This is a genomic window from Paenibacillus sp. LC231 (genome assembly GCF_001860525.1).
GTDB lineage: Bacteria > Bacillota > Bacilli > Paenibacillales > Paenibacillaceae > Paenibacillus_AQ.
The window spans coordinates 112,863-132,372 of record NZ_JFOM01000010.1 but is presented as its reverse complement, the minus strand read 5'-3'; the positions used below and the strand labels follow the sequence as shown (position 1 = coordinate 132,372).

General features: G+C 56.2%; 7 protein-coding genes. All 7 read left to right on the top strand.

What is annotated here, in order from left to right:
* Window positions 1-39 precede the first annotated feature (39 nt).
* The 7 genes from AK95_RS06705 (at window position 40) to AK95_RS06675 (ending at window position 19,436) form a co-directional block, all read left to right on the top strand.
* Window positions 40-1,950: an ABC transporter permease subunit gene (locus AK95_RS06705; protein WP_235613041.1), complete on the top strand. Its 1,911-nt coding sequence runs from the start codon at window positions 40-42 to the stop codon at window positions 1,948-1,950.
* A gap of 12 nt (window positions 1,951-1,962) precedes the next feature.
* Window positions 1,963-2,793, top strand: a complete 831-nt coding sequence (locus AK95_RS06700; RefSeq protein ID WP_071219203.1) for a carbohydrate ABC transporter permease — start codon at window positions 1,963-1,965, stop codon at window positions 2,791-2,793.
* A gap of 27 nt (window positions 2,794-2,820) precedes the next feature.
* Complete coding sequence (locus tag AK95_RS06695; RefSeq protein WP_071219202.1) at window positions 2,821-4,965, top strand: alpha-L-rhamnosidase C-terminal domain-containing protein; 2,145 nt, start codon at window positions 2,821-2,823, stop codon at window positions 4,963-4,965.
* Window positions 4,893-7,376 (top strand): alpha-L-rhamnosidase-related protein, encoded by a 2,484-nt coding sequence (locus AK95_RS06690; protein WP_235613030.1) that lies wholly within the window; start codon window positions 4,893-4,895, stop codon window positions 7,374-7,376. Before AK95_RS06695 ends, AK95_RS06690 begins: the two co-directional genes overlap by 73 nt.
* A 106-nt stretch (window positions 7,377-7,482) precedes the next feature.
* Window positions 7,483-11,316 carry a DUF5722 domain-containing protein gene (locus AK95_RS06685; protein WP_071219200.1) on the top strand — a complete coding sequence of 1,278 codons (3,834 nt, stop codon included), beginning with the start codon at window positions 7,483-7,485 and terminating at the stop codon, window positions 11,314-11,316.
* A 48-nt stretch (window positions 11,317-11,364) separates the two neighbouring features.
* Entirely contained in the window at window positions 11,365-14,049 is a 2,685-nt protein-coding gene (locus AK95_RS06680; protein ID WP_071219199.1) for an alpha-L-rhamnosidase, read from the top strand.
* A 434-nt stretch (window positions 14,050-14,483) separates the two neighbouring features.
* Window positions 14,484-19,436: a pullulanase gene (locus AK95_RS06675; protein WP_071219198.1), complete on the top strand. Its 4,953-nt coding sequence runs from the start codon at window positions 14,484-14,486 to the stop codon at window positions 19,434-19,436.
* The last annotated feature ends 74 nt before the right edge of the window (window positions 19,437-19,510 follow it).

Genomic DNA, 19,510 nt, shown 5'->3' with positions numbered 1-19,510 from the left:
GGTTCACTTGGCATGGAAGGGAGTGTGAACACGAAGGTGATGAGAACAATATATTCCTGCCTGCTGGCTTCGCTGCTGCTTTTTCTATATGCCCAGCCGATCCATGCCTCTGAGCCGATCTGGACGATGGAGCAGGGCCTTACGATCAAAGCTTTGTCCATATCGGAAGACGGCGAGCTGGTGGCGGTCGGTACGCAGAATGCGAGTGCCATTCTTCTTCAGCGCGACGGCACCCAGCGATTCGAATTCATGGCAAACAACGTCGTGACCGGTGTCGCCCTCCTGAATGACGGCCGCATGCTCGTCACTTCCGATGACCGGCATCTTTATATGCTGAGTGCTGACGGCAAAGAGCTGTGGAAGCGGGATTTTAAGAAAATGATCAAGAATCTGTCGGCAACGCCCGACGGCAAGCTGGTTATCGTGACGCTGCATAACGAAAGTTTGGTGCATGTGCTGGACGAAAAAGGACAGACGCTGCGTGAAATTCCGATCAGCATCGCCGTGAAGAGCGCGGCGGTATCCCCGAACGGGCAATGGCTGGCAGCCGGAGCCGCGAACCAGTACGCCTATTTGTTCAATCCTGCCGGCGAGCTGCAATTCCAGACGCCGCTGGAGGGTGACATTCTTCATGCTTCCGTTGCGGATAACGGAACGATGGTGGTCGGAACGTCCAGCAATAAAGCGGTCCTCTATTCGGCGGAGGGCAGCAGGCTTGGCGAATTGTTGACCAAGGATAAAGTGACCTCCGTTCATGTCACCCATGACGGGGAGTATATCGCGGTAGCGGATTACTCGGGCAATTATTACGTGGCCAATCAAGGCGGCGAATTGTTGTGGAGCACGAAGGAGGCCGGAGCCGGCCAGCAAATCCGGTTCAGCAAAGACGGTACGCGGCTCTTCGCAGGCTCGGACAAAGGAGCCGTCTTCCAATATGAAGTCGGGGCCGTGCTGGAGCAAGGCAAACAGGCAGCGATGGTCAAAACCGTGGTACAGATTGCGGCCGTGATCGTATTCGTTCTGTTGGCGGCACTGTTATTTTTCTGGTTATGGCGTAAAAAGCCCTACATTCTTCACCGGTTGTGGAAGAGCAAACTGGCGTATGCCATGCTGCTCCCCAGCTTTACGCTCATAATTATATTCCTGTATATCCCGGCGTTCTCCGGCTTGATTCATTCCTTGTACGACTGGAATCCCGGGGCAAGAAGCGAGTTTATCGGGCTGGACAATTTCAGGCGCATGGCGAATGATCCGTACGTCACAAAAGGCGTGGGCAATCTGCTCATCCTCATCGTCACCGGATTGTTCAAGGCTCTTATTCCGCCGCTGATCGTGGCGGAGCTGATCTATCATCTGAGAAGCAAAAGGTCCCAGTATGTATTCCGCACGTTTTTCGTCATTTCCATGGTCATTCCATCCGTCGGCATGCTGCTGGTCTGGCAGGACATGTACGATCCGAACATCGGCCTCGTGAACCAGCTGCTGCGCATGATCGGACTCGGCTCGCTAAGCCATCCTTGGCTGGGAGACCCGAATACGGCGCTGTGGGCCATCATTATGATGGGCTTCCCGTTCGTCGGCATCCTGCAGCTGCTGGTGATGTACTCGGGGCTGATTGCCATTCCGGAAGAAGTGATCGAAGCGGCGAGAATCGACGGCGCCAAATCCTTCCGCATTATCCGGGCGATTCACCTGCCGCTGCTGGCAGGGCAATTCAAGCTGCTGATCGTGCTCGCGCTGATCGGCATCATTCAGGACTTCGGCTCCATCCTGATCGTGACCGGCGGGGGGCCTGCCGATTCGACCTATGTGCCGGTGCTGCAGATGTATTTTGCCGCAACGAAATTCAATGACCTGGGCTATGCGTCGGCGCTTGGCGTCAGCATGTTCGCCATCATCATGGTGATTACGGTCATCAATATGAAATTCATCAAAACCAATACGGATTAGGAGGGGAACGGCATGAATGCTAAGGTTAGACTCGTTCAGCAGTCGGCGCTTTATGTGCTGCTTATCGTTTTTGTTGCGTTGACCCTCGCCCCCATCGCCTTCACCCTGATTTCATCCTTCAAAAATAACGCGCAGATTCTCGGAGGCATCTGGACGATGCCCATCCCGGCGCAGACCGCGAATTATGCGGAAGCCTTCGCGGCGATCTGGCGGTACACCTTGAATACGGTGCTCTATGCGGCGGTGGGCGGCACGCTGGTCGTGGCTCTGTCCGCTGTTGCGGGCTATACCTTTGCCAAGAAGGACTTTCTCGGCAAGGAGGTGCTGTTCATGCTGATGCTGGCCATCATGATGATACCGGGCGTCATGACGCTGATCCCTTCTTACGTGCTGTATGCGAATCTGGGGCTGGTGAATACGCCGTGGGTCATCATTATCAGCGCGGCCGCGGGCGGACAGATTTTCGGCACATTTTTGTGCAGGAGCTTCATGGCGGGCATTTCCAACGAGCTGTTTGATGCCGCCAAAATCGACGGTGCGGGAGAGTTCGTGGTGTTCACGAGAATGGTGCTGCCTCTGTCCGTTCCCGTTCTCATGACCTTAATGATCATGCAGTCCGTCGGGATCTATAACGATTACATCTGGCCGCTTTTGACCATTAAATCGAACAGCATCCAGATGATTGGCGTCGGGCTTACGCAATTCACGAACCAGTTCGGCATCTCCAACATGGGCGTGGAATTCGCGGCGTACATCATATCGGCGATTCCGCTGGTGCTGCTGTTCAGCTTCGGGATGAAGTATTACATCCAGGGCGTTACGCAAGGGGCTTTAAAAATATAAAACGACGGACCAAATGGAGAGAGATGGATGAATATACACAGACAAGCGGAGAAGATACCCAGCTGGATCTGGCACAGGGAACGCGAGGGCCGGCGGCATGTCGTACTGGAAAAATCCTTTGTTCTGCATGCCGCGGTTGAGCAGCTTGAGATGAGAATCGCCTGTACGGGAGAAGCCGAGATCAGGCTGAACGACGCCGTGATCGGCCATTTCCCGGAGCATGCCAGGCACACGTCCACATTTTATCCGGTAGCGGGGCTCCCCGGCGGTTTGGAGCCTGGAGCCTATACGCTCCGAATCGAGCTCCGAAATACGGAGCCGATGCCGATGCATCCCATCAATATGCATCTGCATGACCGCTCGGTGGGATGCATCGCCTACTTGAGCGGAAGCGAAGGCTTATGGCTGGCAACGGATGATACCTGGGAGGCCGGGGACGGCCCGGCGGAGGTGGTATGCGTTTGGGGCGAGGAGCCTTTTGGAGACCTGGATCATGCGCCTCTTTGGTTTATTGCCGGAGGATACGGCGATATCGCGGTCGAGCCTGTCCAAGGCATAAGAGTCATTTCTGCAGCCGGAGTGGAAGCGGTCAGCGGCATAGATGGTGTAATTCAGATGAATGGAACGGCCGGAGGGCGAATCGTCCTGGACGAAGTGGAGTCCAGGAATGAACGGCATATTTTTTATCATCTTCTGAAGCAGGGGGAATGGAAGGAACGCAGGACTCAGCAGAAAGAGCTGGATTTGAGCCGGATGCCGGAGCTGCTGCTGGAATTGCCCCATGAGCTCAATGTGCGGATGCAGGTGACCAACCACGGCGATTCCGAGATCGGTTTGCTGTGGAATGGCGCTGAATCCTTGCAGGAGCTGCGGCATTATGACGGATGCATGACCGAGTGGTTGGCGATTCCGCCGGGGAGCCTGTCGGCAACGAATCCCCAGGGCATGCGGTACGTGCAAATTTACGTAAGCGGGGACGATGGAGGAACATTCCATATCGAGCTCCGATTGGAGGCAGCCGGCGCTGCGCTGAACCAGGTGGGGCAACTGCAGACGGACAACGACCTTATGCAGCGCATCTATGACGTGTCGGTGCATACCAGCCGGGTCTGCCATCAAATCGGATTGTGGGACGGCATCAAGCGGGACCGCCTGAATTGGGCTTACGATATTTACCTGGCCGCCAAAACCGAATACTCGCTCTGGGACGATTATTCGGTATTGAAGCGGTCGCTCCGGGAGCTGGGGCGGACCCCTTACGGCTATTGGATGAACAATCTCCCCTCCTATACGCTGTGGTGGCTCAGCAGCATATGGGATTACTACTTCGAGACGGGAGACCGCGAATTCGTATGGGAAATCCGGGAGGAGCTGCAGCGGCATATCGCTTGGGTGAAGGCGAATGCGGATCCGTGCAGCGGGATTTTCATGCCGGATGCCAGAGAGGCGCATTCCTTTATCGAATGGTCGCCCATGGGGACGTCTGAATCGTGGGCGTGCCTGAACGCGATTTACGGCATGACGAAGAGCCAAATGAAACAGCTGGCGGATCACATGCCGGAGCTCGGGCTCCAGTGGGATGAACCGCAAGCGGAGCTTAAGGAGGAGCAGTTCATCGGGCCGTCATACGCGCTGCTCACCTCGGTCATCGGCATTAAGAGCGGGTATGTGGGAGAGGACAGCGCACGCAGATTTCTCCTCGACTATCGGCTGGGGGACCCGCTCACGCCATTGTCCGCCTACTGGCTGGCGGAATGCTACTCGGAGTACGGCATGCACGAACGGGCGTGGGCGGTTATCGCTACGGTCTGGGGAACGATGCTGGATGCGGGAGCAACCACTTTCTGGGAGGGGATCAGGCTCGCGCCGAGCAGCGATATTCACCATGCCCTGACCACGTATACCGCGTACGATTCCTACCGGATGAGCCTGTGCCACAGCTGGTCGAGCACGCCGGTGGTATGGTTTGCCAGATATGTCCTGGGGATTCGCGCGCTGGAGCCCGGTTATGCCCGCATCGCTTTCGAACCTCATGCGATCGGAGGGCTAACGGCTGCACGAGGCGTGATTCCAAGTCCCAAGGGCTTGATCAAGGTGGAATGGAAGCTGGAGGATGGACGCATGATCAAATCAGCTCGCATCGGGGAAGCCGAGCTGGCAGGGAGGGCATGATGAAGGAGCACTGGCAAGCGAGCTGGATTTGGGGAGATTTCCCCCCGAATACGGCCAACGTGTATCTGGGAGCGAGAAGGAACTTTGACTTGCAGGAAGCGCCGATGGCGGGCCGATTGTACGTGTCAGCCAACCAGGAGTACTTGCTATATGTCAATGGCGCAGTGGTCGGGAGGGGCCCCTCGCCTGCCGATCAGCAGTGGAAATATTACGACGAGATCGATGTAACCCCGCTGTTGACGGTGGGTAGGAATGTGCTGGCCATCGTCGCCTACAATTTCGGTTCGACCGATATCGTGACAGGCCAGATGCAAGGGCCGGGGGGATTGATTGCCGAGCTTGAGATCGAGCGCGAGAACGGAGTGTTCTCCGTGGCAGCCACGGATGCGGATTGGAAGGTCCGGCGATCGCCAAGATGGATGGCCCAGGTGTCGCGCCAGCATCAGTGGAACGGATTCCGCGAAATTTATCTCGCGGAGCAGGAGGACGGATGGGAGGAATCCGCCTACGACGATTCCTCCTGGAGCGGGGCGGTGGTTATCGCCAAAGCATTGGATCCGGATTCGCCATGGCCGCGACTGCTTCCGCGGGAGATTCCTCCGCTGCACAGGGAATGGGTTAGTCCGGCCGCGATCGTACGGACCGAAGCCAATTTCGGCGTCAGCCTGGGGGAGTCCGGCATGCTTCGGAATCGTGGGGGCAGCACGGAGGCGTTCGGTTCGCCGGAGCGTGCCCCTCGGGGTCATGAGGCGCTTGGCTTGCAAGAGGACTCGGCGGAAACAGAAAGAGATCCAGGTCGGTTAGCGGCAGGCACAACAGGCTGGACGCTTGATGCCAGCATGCCCGGCTCGCTGCCGGGTGTTGTATATGACTTTGCTAGCGAAATCGTGGGGTATCCCGAGCTGGAGCTGGACGCGCCCGCGGGCGGCGTGATCCAGCTGTCGTACGGAGAATCGCTGGAGCTGCAATTGTACGATACCTTCATCCTGCGCAAAGGGCGAAATCGGCTAAAGCCCTTTGGCCGCCGGGCTTTCCGTTTCCTTCAGGTTACGGCACAGGCGACGCCGGCCGCGCTGACGATATCGCGCTTCGGCATCGAATCCGTCCACTATCCGTTTGACGAATCCGGCTTTTTTCGCTGCAGCGATGATCGTCTGAACCGGATTTGGGAGGTCGGGGCGTATACGACGCTGGTGAACAGCCAGGACCATTTGGAGGATTGCCCGCTGCGCGAGAAGGCGCTCTGGGTAGCCGATGCCGTGGTCATGGGCAAAGTCATCTACCACGCGTTCGGAGACGATCGGCTGCTGCGCAAATGTCTCTTGCAAGGGGCGCGGATTCAGAATGACGACGGCTCCATACCCGGTACCGGCCCGGAACGAAACTCGTTCCTGCTGCCCGATTTCTGCGCGCATTGGTTGTTTGGCGTGCATTCCCACTGGATGTATACGAAGGACCGCGATTTCCTGGAAGAAATCTGGCCGGCCATTACACGGTTGATGGCGTGGTTCGCGCTGCAGGAGGATCGGGATGGCCTGTTTGCCGGCGCCGACCGGCCTGGCTGGTGGTGCTTTATCGACTGGGCCGATTACATCGACCGGCGCGACCGGGTGACGGCCGTCTCCTGCTTCTATTACAAGGCGCTCGGGTTGGCGGCGGAGCTGGCGCAAGAGACCGGACGCGACGAGCTGGCAGGGCAGTGGAAGGACCAGGCGGTCCGGCTTCGCACTGCCATAAGGGAGCAGATGCGGCCCCCCGGCGAGATCGTGTTTGCGGATTGCATCGGATCGGACGGATTATCGAAGCAGATCACGGCTCAGACCAACTTTGCGGCGATATGGTCCGGCCTGATGGACCCGGCGGAAGAGGACCGCTTCCTGGACGAATGGTACGACGGCGGAAAGCTGCCGCCGTTAAAAGGCGCTTTTTTCTATCATGTGGTTCTGGAGACGCTGATGAGCAAAGGACGCGTAGACCGCGCTCTGGAAATCATAAGAAGCTATTGGGGCGGCATGCTGGACCGGGGAGCGACGACCTGGTGGGAGACGTATGATCCGTCAACGCCGGCCTGTACCGTGCCGAGCGCTTATCAAGGCAATACGCCAACTTATTTAGTTGATCATATTCCCGTGAGCTTTAGTCACGGCTGGGGCGCATCGCCGAGTTATATTTTGACGCAATCCGTGTTGGGCCTTGATTTAAGCAGACTCGGCGATCAGGAGGTATATCTTGCCCCGCATGCCGGTGATCTCGATTGGGCGGAAGGCGCTGTGCCGACGCGCTTTGGCATGATGGAAGCAAGCTGGAAGAGACAGAAGGGAGGGAAGCTGAAATACGAGCTCACGATTCCGGAGGGAATTACCGTGAAAGCGATCGACGGGACGGAGCTTGTGCTTAGAATCAGAGATTAAGGCGATCGGCTTGGAGACGAGCGAATAGGGGGTTGGAAGGGGGGTGAATGGCGTCAAACTTCGGTAATCGTATCAACAGAATCCATTTTGAGGAGGAACAAGCGTAATGAAGTTGAAGGGGTTTAAAAGGCTGCTGCTGTATTCCGTCCTGCTGGCGCTCACCCTGCAAGCGTATCCCGCCGGGATCGTGTTTGCGGGCACGTATGATCCGGATTTAAAGGCATCTCCCCATGTGCTGAACGTGACGGGTTACACGCCTTCGATTGTCATTGACGATTTTAACGAGCCCGATGCGGTAAACCAGCCGGGAAAATGGACCAGCGGAGCGGGGGCGGAGAAAGTCACCTACGCCGACCGTTATGCCAACGGCCCGAATTCTCCATATGAGGGAAGCCACGTGCTCGAGGTATGGTCGGATGAAGTCAAGGCTTATGAATGGAGAACGGTATCCAGGGATTTCGATCAGCCGCTCGACTTGTCGGACGTGAACTATCTGACGTTTGCGGCCAATTGCTATGGGTGGCAGACGGAGGACTATCTGATCAAGGTTACCCTGTTCAGCGGCGAAGATTCCTATGAGAGCATTGCCCAAATCAATCCGAACAGCTGGAGCAAAGTGGCGGTGTCCGTCAAGGATTGGGCCCAGCGGGACCACGTCACCAAGATCGAATTCGCGTTCATGCTCAACTTCGATCACGGCGGACTGAAGCCGGGCGATCCGGGATACGAATTCTGGGGCGGCAATTACCAGATCGATTATCTCAGCGGATCCAACGCCATCGGCATGGATTTTAACGTGGACGGGGAAACGGAAGGGTTTACCGCTCAAGGCGCCGAGGTAGGCGCAGCCGGCGGAGAGCTCCGATTGGCACTGACAAGTGCCGCTCCCGTATTGCAATCTCCGGTGATCATCCAGGATATCGATCATTACAATACATTAAGCGTCAAATGGAGGAACGAGTCGCCATTCAACAAAGTGAAGGTCGAATGGATTACGGAGGAAAGCCCCGATTGGGATGACACGAAGTCGGAGGTGTTCGACATCGAAGCGAATAACAGCCAATCTGTTGAACAGGAATTTAATCTGTCGCTGTATCCGGAGTGGGGCGGCAGCCTGAAGCAGTTCCGGTTGACGTTCTTGAGCGACGGAGGGGCAAGCACGGGAGAAGTTGGCATCGATCAGATCCGATTCAAACAGCTGGTTCCGATCGAGGTTTTCCCCGGGGAGCTCACGAGGCATGAGATCTCGCCTTCCAGGGATCGGATCGTGATTGAGGGCGCATTAAAGCCCGGGGAAGCGGAGCTTTATGAAGGCGGAGAGCTCCAATTGTTTGAACTGCAGCCCTATGAATCCGAAAGGGATCTGGCGAATCGAGAGGCGATTGCCGAGCAAGGGATTCAAGAACAATTTAGGTTTGAGCTGGACCTGGCAGGAGAAGAGGGACGTACCCGCCTGCAATCCAAATTTGCGGTCGCGGCCATGCTTCCGGACGGATCGCTGGAGCTCGTGGATCGCGCCAAATACGTGAGCAACCCCGAGATACTTGCGCCGAATACGTATCCGTTCCCTGTGGCGAAGAGCAAGAAGGGGCTGCAGGTGCAGATGGTCGGCGATGCGGAGGACCTCGGCATCAGCCATGCCGCACTGAACGTGGATTACAATAGTGCCCTGTACATGAACGGGGCCGTCAATCCGGCCAATACGTTCGAATATTCCTACGAAGGGGAGACTTTCTACTTCAAGAAGGATTGGATCGAGGAGCGGGATAATTCCATCAAGAGTTTGTCCGATAACGGAGTGACGGTATCCCTGATCCTTCTCATGTATAAGGGGGGAATGGACGATACCACGCCTAACCGGTATTTGCTCCATCCGGATGCCACGGAAGGCATTGTCTATGCATTTAATACAACGGATGAGCTAGGGACGAAGTATTATAAAGCCATCACCGCCTTCCTGGCGGAGCGCTACTCGCGCGAGGACGAAAAATACGGCAGAGCCGTCAATTACATCGTTGGCAACGAGGTGGACGCCGGGGAGACCTGGTACAATATGGGCAACGATAAAACGGTCAGGGAATTCGTTCAGGACTATGCCCGGACCGTGAGAATAACGAATACCGTCGTAAAAAGCTTTTACAGCAACGCCAGAGTGTATATTTCGCTGACGCATAACTGGGATCAGCAGCTGCCGTCCACGCAGATCGGCTCGTTCGACGGCCGATCGATCATCGATACGCTTCAGGCGGAGATCGCCGCAGCGGGCGACATTCCGTGGCATATCGCTTATCATCCTTATCCGGAAAACCTGTTCGATCCGAGAGCCTGGATTGCGCCGCAGTCGCTCGAGCAGTTCGATACGCCGAAAATCACGTTTAAAAACCTGCACGTCCTCGTGGATTACATGAAGCAGCCGAAGTTCATGTACGGCGATGAGGCGCGCCGGATTATCCTGTCGGAGCAGGGCTTCCACAGCGGCGACAATTCGCCGGAAGGCCAGCAGCTGCAGGCGGCAGCCTATGCGTATGCCTATTACATTACGGACTTCCTGGACGGCATCGACTCCTTCATTCTGCACCGGCATGTGGACCATGCCGAAGAGTATGGCCTGAATCTCGGATTGTGGACGCATGATCCGGATACGAGCCGGGGCGCCAGCATCCCTGCGGAGCACAAGCTGGTATATGATGTCTTTAAGTATATCGATACGGAACGTTCGCTGGAGGTGACGGAATTCGCGAAGCCGATCATTGGCATTAACGACTGGCGGGATATCGCGCCTTCCTTTGATGCAAGCAAGCTTGCGCGTCGGGAGATACCGGATACAGCGCAGGCAGCCGTGATACCTGTAGAGCAGCTGGTGGGCGCGGAAATGCTGTTTGATTTTGAGAACGGCGATGAGGGCTGGACCCATGCAGAGTATGTATCCGGCGTCGAAACCGATGCTTCCCTCGCCTGGACCGGCAGTCAAACGCTCAAGGCTACCGTGATGACCAGAGAGCAGCTGGGCGACAGCAAAGGCATCGCCAAGCGGTTCGACGAGCCGCTGAATGCCGAGGGCAAACCCTACCTGTTCTTTGGCATCAATCCTTCGAACGGACCTGCGGCCGAATCCTATACCGTTCGGGTAAAGGTGTACAGCGATCAGCATGTGCTGGAAGCAGAGGGGAATGTTCCGCCGAAACAGTGGAGCAACCTGGCGGTTAACCTTGGGGATTGGGCCTTTAAGGACCGGATCACCAAAATTAAAATCGGGCTTGTGCCGGCAAGCCGGGTGCATTGGCAAGGAGGATATTTCCATGTGGACGGCATCGGTTTGGCCGACAGCATGGAGGCGGCAGAGCTTACCGCCGCTTCGACGCCGGAGCAGCCGGATGGCAACGACGGCTGGTACCGAAGCCCGGTAACCGTCAAGCTCGGGGCAGCGAATGGCCTGCCGGACGGCTACGGCATTCAGTTTCGCGTGAATGACGGAGAATGGCAGACGTACGGTTCCGAAATGATCATGGATACGGACGGGATTCATGAACTGGACTATCGCACGATGAGTCCAGCCGGAGAACCGGGTTCCATCAAGTCGTTGACCTTGAAGATCGACCAGACCGCGCCCGTGGCGACCGTAACGGCGGACCCGGTCAAGTTGTGGCCGCCTAACCAGAGACTGGTCCAGGTCACGGCTTCCGTTGACGCCAGCGATTCGGGCTCGGATATCGGTTCCGTGGTGCTGTCCTCCATTACAAGTAATGAGGAGCTGCAGGCGGAGGATATTCAGGGTGCAGAGCTGGGCACGATGGATACCTCATTCAGCTTGCGCGCGGCAAGATCGGGTGCAGGCTCCGGCAGGATCTACACGATCACGTATACGGTCACGGATCAAGCCGGCAATGAAACCGCGGCCGTGACCCAGGTGAACGTGCCGCATGATCAATCGAATCCATGATGGATGGATTCTAACGCCGAATAGACAGTCTGGAAGGGGAGAAGCAGCGTGCTTACGATACAAAAACCGCTTGTGCATGGTCTGGAGAATCCATTGGGGCTGGATGTGTCTTCTCCCCGTTTTTCCTGGCTGCTGGAGAGCGATCGGCGCGGAGAGTCGTGCGCGGCGTACAGGGTGAGGGTGTGGGTGTCCCTTTCCGCGGAGGGTCTCTCTAACAGAGACGAAGATTTGGTGTGGGACAGCGGCAGGCGGAGTGGCCAAAGCCTAAGCCTTCTGTATGACGGTCCGCCGCTGCAGAGCAATACGCGTTACTGGTGGCGGGTTACGGTCTGGGACCGTCAGGGTAAGGAAAGCGAAAGCGTACCGGCATATTGGGAAACGGGCTTGTTTCCCGGCGATTGGAGTGCTGAATGGATATGGCGGTCCGAGGAGATGAAGCTTAATGATTTTGCCTATTTCCGCAAATCCTTTGATCTCCGGGGAACCATTGCGCGAGCCAAAATATTCGTATCCGCCCACCATGTATTCCAACTGTTCGTTAACGGACAACGCGTTGGAGGCTATGGTTCACCCGCACCGACGGGGGTGCCTCACCGCAAATATTATTTGGCTTATGATGTGGCCCCCCTCTTGTCGACCGGTGCCAACTGCATCGGCGTTGCCGCTCATTATTTGGGCGGAAGCGGCCAGAACTATGTGAACGGCGTCCCGGGCATGCTGCTCCAGCTGCACGTGGAGCATGAGGACGGGACGGAGCAGCTGGTTGTATCGGATCTGACATGGCAGGCCTTAAGGCAGATTCCGCATCGCATCGGGTCTCCTTATCAGCAGAACCGCCGCTTATCGTCCATAGAGGACTATGATGCGGCTCTTCTGGAACCGAACTGGCTGCAGCCCGATGTTGGAGAGGAACACTGCAGTTCGGTCGTTCTTGCTCATCCATCCGCACAGCCATGGTCACTCCATTGGCAGGAGCTCCCCGAGGCGGAAGCGCTGGAGTCTATCATTCCATCCGTGGTAGCGGAGCCGTCGTTCGTAAACGGGGAAGAGGGGCTCATTCAGGTATTCGACGCTGGCAAAATCATATCGGGCTGGCCACAATTGGCCTTGCCCGGTATGGCAGGTGTCACGGTACGGCTGCGGTACGCCGAAACGCTCGATGGCGACGGGCGGGTCGTTCATCAAGTGTGCAACGAGACTGCGCATCATTATTACGACCTGTATACGGTGCATGGACGCGGAGGGATCGAATATTGGCAGCCGGATTTCAGCTTTAAAGCCTTTCGTTATGTGGAGGTTACCGGCTATCCGCTGCCAATTGAGGAAGGGCAGCTGCGAATTTGCTCAGCGGGTACGGCCATGGCACGGACGGGGCATTTTCGGTGTTCGTCTGACTTCTTAAACAAGCTGTACGACGTTTGCCTGCAGACGCAGCGCAACAATGTGCTGGGCCAGGTGGTCGATTGCCCGCATCGGGAACAGGCGCAGTATCTCGCGGATACCGATCTCCAAGCCGAGACGCTGCTCTATAACTTCGATGCCTATCCGGTATTGGATAAGACGCTGCAGGACTTTGCGGACGGCAAATTGGAAGACGGCTCCTTCCCTTTTGTGTTCCCATCGAACTACGAGCACCCGGACTTTTTCATTCAAATCCCGGAATGGGACCTGCATTATGCGACCTTGCTGTGGAAGCTTTACCAGTTTAGCGGAGATACGGAGCTGCTCTCGCGATATTATGAACCGCTCCGGGTCATGATTGAGGGTTATCTATCGTTGATATCGCCGGCAACAGGCCTGATTCCGGTCGGCCGCGGATGGCATATTAGCGATTGGCCCTACCCGACGGTTGAGCATGAAGGCGAATTTCTGTCCGTGCAGCAGATCAAGGCATGGCAGGCGTTGCGCATTCTGTCCGAAGCCGCTGCCTTGCTGAACCGGGCAGATGACAGTGCAGCGTATGCTGCCCATGCCCAGAAGCTGCAAGTCAGCGTCCTGAATGGGCTGTACGATGGCTCCGGCAAGCTGCTGCATGACAGCTCGGGATCGATTGCCACCCATCAAGGCGTTAATGCGTTGGCATTATATGCGGGGCTGCTGCCGACGAAAGACCGGGAGGCTGCATTGAAGGCCGTGGCAGGCAAACCGTGGGAGAGCAAGACGGTCTTGTCGCTCCCGCTGCTCCGTCTTTTGTTCGAGGAGGGATTGCAGGATCAGGCCTACCATTTGCTGAGTAAACCGGATTATCCGGGGTGGGGCTACATGATTGCACAAGGAGCCGAGACCATGTGGGAAGGCTGGGATGATATCGAGTCCCATTGCCATGCATGGAACGGTTATCCCGCCCGCTTGCTGCAGGAGTATGTCTGCGGGATTCAGAGCGGAGCTCCCGGATTCGCGACGGCACGAATTCGCCCCTTTTTCGCGCCGGATCTGGACTTTGCCGAGGCTTCCGTTTCCACCGTAAGAGGCAAGATCGCCGTACGTTGGGAGCGGGTCAGCGAAGCCGGCATTCGGATGCGGCTTGAGCTGCCCTGCACGATGAGCGCTACCGCTGCATTGGCATCACCGAGCTCCCGCCCCATTACCGGTCTCTTGATCGATGGTGTTGAGATATGGGGAGGAGCAGCTTCAAGCTGCATGCCGGACGGCATCGTCCGCTGCGGACTGGACCATAGCATGCTTGAACTTGAGCTGCTGTCCGGACGTTATGAGTTAACGGTTCTCTATTAGGCAGCGTTGTGCTTGCGGCCGACCAGCTTCAGCAATTCCAAGCCCTATTTGCAGGCAACGGCCATACCATACATGTAAAACTTAGTAGGGGAATCAGTCATCTGTACGACTGATTCCCTTTATTTGTTAGAGCTAGATGCTGCTGGAGAAAACCCGCTTGAGCCGCAAAATTCATGATGAAAACAGGTCAAAATGTGGTTGACGAGAAGGAGACTCGATACTACAATAAATGATGCAAACGTTTCCATTGTAATCGCTTTCATCTATATTTGTTTCATTCTATATTTCGAACATATTCTCTAACTCTTGTCAGTAATTGTCGTACTTTACTTGATGGAAGCTCAAACCTGTTTATGCAAGCGTTTGCGCAGTGATTGGCATCAACATCGTATCAGTTGTACCTAATCCAAGAACAGAAGGAGGCTATTTGTTTCATGAGAATGACGGTTTCAAGCAAACGAACCTGGTCCATCATCATGATTGTTTCGCTGATTTTCTCCATGCTCGGCATTCCGCCATCAACGGCCGATGCCAATAGCGCGCCAAGCCAGGTTACGCTGGTGGGGACTCTGCAATCCGAATTAGGCCATAGCGCGGATTGGGATCCGGCTGCCGCCGCGACAACCATGAACGATATGGGGAACGGAGAATACAGGTTTACCGGCAGCTTGCCAGCGGGATCGTACGAATACAAGATCGCGATCGACGGCAAGTGGGACGAGAATTACGGCTCCGCCCATTATTCCAATCCGAGCGGAGCAAACAAGGATGGCAACATCCTCATATCGCTCGCTCAAGATTCCCAAGTTACCTTTTATTACAATCATGGGACGCACCGGATCGCGGATTCTACATACTACGCTCCGATCGAGGCGGATCAGCTTCCCCGAGTGATCGGCAGCTTCCAATCGGGCAACGGCGAAGCGGCCGACTGGTCGCCTGCGGATGCGAGATTAATCATGCAGGATTCCGATTATGACCATGTATACACGGTGACGGCCGACGTGTACGAAGGGGATCATGAGTACCAAATCGCTTTGGGCAGCGACGCGGCAAGCCCGGTTCACCCCGCTAATCGGGAGTCGCTTCAGCTGCCGCAGGACGTGAAGGTTACGTTCAGCTACGATGCGGACAATCACGGCGTTGCCGCTCATTTTACGGTACCCACTGATCCGGGAACGCCGGTGCCGGCTAACCATCTGCGCGTCCATTACAACCGGGCTGACGCGAATTACGGCAGCATCGGACTATGGATATTCGATGACGTCGCATCCCCGTCCGCCAATTGGCCGGCAGGCGCAACGCCATTCCCTGGCGGGCAGCAGGACGCCTACGGGGCCTTCGTTGACATTCCGCTCAAGGACGGCGCCCAAAAAGTCGGCATCGTCGTTGTCGATCGTTTCAGCGGCAATAAAGACGGCGGCGACAAGAAATTCACCCTAGCCTCGCCGGACATGAACGAAGTATGGCTCAAGGAAGGCTCCGATACGGTATACAGCTTTGAACCTGTTGACCTGCCGGCGGATACCGTGCGCATCCACTATCAACGGCAGGATCAGAACTATGATCCGTACGGTTTGTGGATATGGGGCGACGATGTCGCTGCGCCTTCGAAAGACTGGCCGACGGGGGCTACCATGTTCCCTTCAGGCCAAACCGACCGATATGGCGCTTATGTGGACATTCCAATGAAGCCGGGAGCCCAGAAGATTAACTTCCTCGTGCTCGATCCGGCCAAGGGAGACGCCGGCAAAGACGGAGGCGACAAGGGCTTCTCCCTGGTGGATCGATACCAGCATCTGTTCATTCAAGAAGGCGACAACACTGTCTACACATCCCCGTATGGGGAAGTGCCTACCGGGTTGGTCTCGGCCGAGGTACTGGCTCCCGGAAAGCTCCAGCTCGGATTTACCATGACTGATGGTTTGGAAGCGGATACGCTGAAGAATGAGCTGCAGATTAAGGATAAGGACGGCCATCCGGTTGCCATTCAAAGCGTAAAGATTACCGGAAACACGACCATCGAAGTGTCGGCATCATTTCAGCTGGACCAGAAACCGCTAAGCGTAACTTACGCCGGAAAAACCGTATCCGCCTCCACCGGTTGGAGAATGCTGGATGAGATGTACGCTTACGACGGCGATGACCTCGGGGCGACTTATCAGGCTGGAGGAGTCGAGCTTAAGCTGTGGGCACCGACAGCGACCGAAGTCACCGCAAATGTGTACAGCAAGAATGATGCCACGCAGTTTATCGGCAACGTCACCCTCCAAAAGGGTGATAAAGGGGTATGGTCGGTTCAGTTGAAGCCGGGAGACCTCGGTATCCAAGATTTTAGAGGATATTTTTATCAATACGAAGTGACCAACAACGGCGTGACGAAAACCGTGCTGGATCCATATGCCAAATCCATGGCGCAATTCAGAGTGAACACCAAGGGCGAAGTTGGACCGGACGGCGATACCGTCGGCAAAGCCGCGATCGTCGATTTGAGTAAAACGGATCCCGCCGGCTTGGATTTTGCGGACATTCCGGGCTACGAGCAGCGGGAAGACGCCATCATCTGGGAGATTCACGTCCGGGATTTCACGTCGGATCCGACGATTGAGAATGACCTGCATAACGCGACTTGGGGATCCTACGACGCGTTCAAAGAGAAGCTCGAATACATCAAGTCCCTGGGCGTCACCCATGTTCAGCTGCTGCCCGTGATGGCTTGGTATTACGGGGACGAAGCGGCCATGAAGAACAGGGAACTGGATTATTCGGCCAAAGACAATGAGTACAACTGGGGGTATGACCCGCACGGCTATTTCTCACCTGACGGTGCTTACTCCGAGGATCCAACGGATCCCGAGCTTCGCATCAAAGAATTAAAGGCGATGATCAACGCCATTCACGAGGCGGACATGGGCGTCGTATTGGACGTGGTCTACACTCATATGGCCAAGGCCGATTTCTTGAATGATATCGTGCCGAACTATTATGCGTTCCAGGATACCAATGGCAATTTCATCGGCGGCTTCGGCAACAATCTGGCGACCAACCACAAGATGGCCGAGAAGCTGATGGTGGACTCCGTGAAATACTGGTTCGACGAATACAAAATCGACGGCATGCGCTGGGACATGATGGGCGACGCCACATATGAAGCCGTGCAGAACGCCTATGATGCCGCTGCAGCCATCAACCCGAAAGCGCTGTTTATCGGCGAGGGCTGGGTCACGTTCGGCGGTCATCTGTCGGATCCTTCCCTGGCAGGCAAGGGGGCGGACCAGAATTGGATGGATAAAACGGACGTCGTTGGCGTATTCTCCGATGAGTTCCGCAACGAGCTGAAATCCGGCTTCGGCAATGAAGGCGAGCCACGATTCATTACGGGCGGCGCGCGCGATATCCAAACCATTTTCAACAATATCAAGGCGCAGCCGAGCAACACGAAGGAAGACGATCCGGGTGACATGGTTCAATACATTGAAGCCCATGACAATCTGCCGCTGTACGACATTATTGCGCAGTCCATCAAAAAGGACCCGTCGATTGCAGCGAATGATCTGGAGATCCATAAGCGCATTCGCCTGGGCAACCTGCTCACCTTGACCTCGCAAGGAACGGCGTTCCTCCATGCAGGACAGGAGTACGGGCGGACCAAGCAATGGCTGGGCCCAGGGGTTCCCGAGCAGAAATACCATGAATTAGAGGACGAGGCAGGAAACCGCTTCGGTTATTTCATCCATGATTCCTACGACTCCTCCGACGCCATCAACATGTTCGATTGGGAGAAAGCGACGGATGAAGCCAAATATCCGGAGAATAACAAGACGCGGGAATATACGACCGGACTGATCGAGTTAAGAAAATCGTCCGACGCTTTCCGTCTCGGCGATCAGTCGATGGTGAATTCGAACGTAACGCTGCTGCAGATTCCCGAAGTAAAGGCGCAGGATCTGGTCATCGCATATAAGAATAAAGCGACGGACGGCACCGGCCATTATTATGTGTTCGTTAATGCGGATAACCAGTCGAGAACGTTGACGCTAAGCGAAGATCTGAGCTCCGGCACGGTGGTGGTCGATAACGATGAAGCCGGCACGACCGGCGTCAAAGCCAAGTCCGGCTTCACGTTAACCGCCGGCTCGATGACGCTTGAGCCTCTGACGGCCGTTGTGATTAAAATGAATGCTAAGATCGATGACGGCGGCAGCGGCAGCAACCCCGGCAGTGGAAACGGAGGCGGGGGAGCGGGCGGCAATCCGCCTGCCGATCCGGGAACGAAGCCAAGTCAAGGTCAGCGGATCGTTAACGAAGAGTCGCTGCGCGGCGGGCAAGAGAAGGTGACGATTCAGCTCGGTGCCGAGGATATCGAAGTTCTCCTGCCGCTGACGGCAGGGGATATTCTGGGGGCGAAGCCGCTGGAGCTGAAGCAGGACGGCGTGACGGTACAGCTTCCGTCCGCGCTGCTCAAAGCGCTGCGCCAGCTCGTACCGGCCGAGCAGGCTAAGGATGCGGTCATCTCGTTTAAGCTGGAGGAGGTTGGATCGCAGACAGCCGCCTCTCTCGTAGCCAAAGCAGCTGCTGCCGAGAAGGCTAAACTGAAGCAGGGCAGCAAGATGTACGAATTAGATCTTAACGTCCGTACGAAAGACGGCAAGGCATATAAGCTGGAGCATTTCATAGCACCTGTAACGATTGCTTTTCCTGTCGACAGCGCCATTCACGGCGAGCTGGCCGGCATCTACCGCATTTCGGAATTGGGACCATTGAAATATGCCGGCGGTAAGCCGGTAAACGGGCAGCTGACGGCTGAAGTGAGCCATTTCAGCTACTACGCCGTGTTGGAATATGACAAATCGTTTGCCGACCTTGCCGGCCATAGGGCGGAGCAAGCGGTAAAAGAGCTGGCAGCCAAGCATATTGTGAATGGCACCGGCGATACGAAATTCAATCCGCATCAGCCGCTGACACGCGCGCAGTTCGCTGCGATGCTCGTTCGTGCCCTGGGCCTTGAAAGCACGCAAGGTGCGGCCTTCACGGATGTGGACGGCGATGCATGGTATGCTTCGGCGGTTGCGGCGGCTTCCCAGCACGGGCTGGTGAACGGCAGAGGCAAGGAGACGTTCGCACCGAACGCGGCGATCACCCGCGAGGAGCTGGCTGTCATGCTCTATCGTGCTTACCAGACTAAGGGAGACGCTTTTTCTTTAGAGGGAGCGCCGGACCTGAAAGATAAGCAGCAAATTTCTCCATGGGCACTCCAAGAGGTGAATGAAGCCCTGGCTCTTGGCTTGATGAAGGGGCATGCGAATGGCATGTTTACGCCTCAAGCCAAGACCACCCGTGCGGAAAGCGCGCAAGCCATGCTGAATCTGTTGGACCGGCTGCAGTAATTCCGCCCATCCCGCCGATTCGCGCAACGCTGGAATGGGGTTAGAGGGCCGGTTGCAGCGGGAATGACATGGGA

What these genes read in the sequence shown, in the direction of transcription:
- AK95_RS06705 (WP_235613041.1), top strand. Translation starts at nt 40, where the DNA reads ATGAGAACAATATATTCCTGCCTGCTGGCTTCGCTGCTGCTTTTTCTA.
- AK95_RS06700 (WP_071219203.1), top strand. Translation starts at nt 1,963, where the DNA reads ATGAATGCTAAGGTTAGACTCGTTCAGCAGTCGGCGCTTTATGTGCTG.
- AK95_RS06695 (WP_071219202.1), top strand. Translation starts at nt 2,821, where the DNA reads ATGAATATACACAGACAAGCGGAGAAGATACCCAGCTGGATCTGGCAC.
- AK95_RS06685 (WP_071219200.1), top strand. Translation starts at nt 7,483, where the DNA reads ATGAAGTTGAAGGGGTTTAAAAGGCTGCTGCTGTATTCCGTCCTGCTG.
- AK95_RS06690 (WP_235613030.1), top strand. Translation starts at nt 4,893, where the DNA reads ATGGAAGCTGGAGGATGGACGCATGATCAAATCAGCTCGCATCGGGGA.
- AK95_RS06675 (WP_071219198.1), top strand. Translation starts at nt 14,484, where the DNA reads ATGAGAATGACGGTTTCAAGCAAACGAACCTGGTCCATCATCATGATT.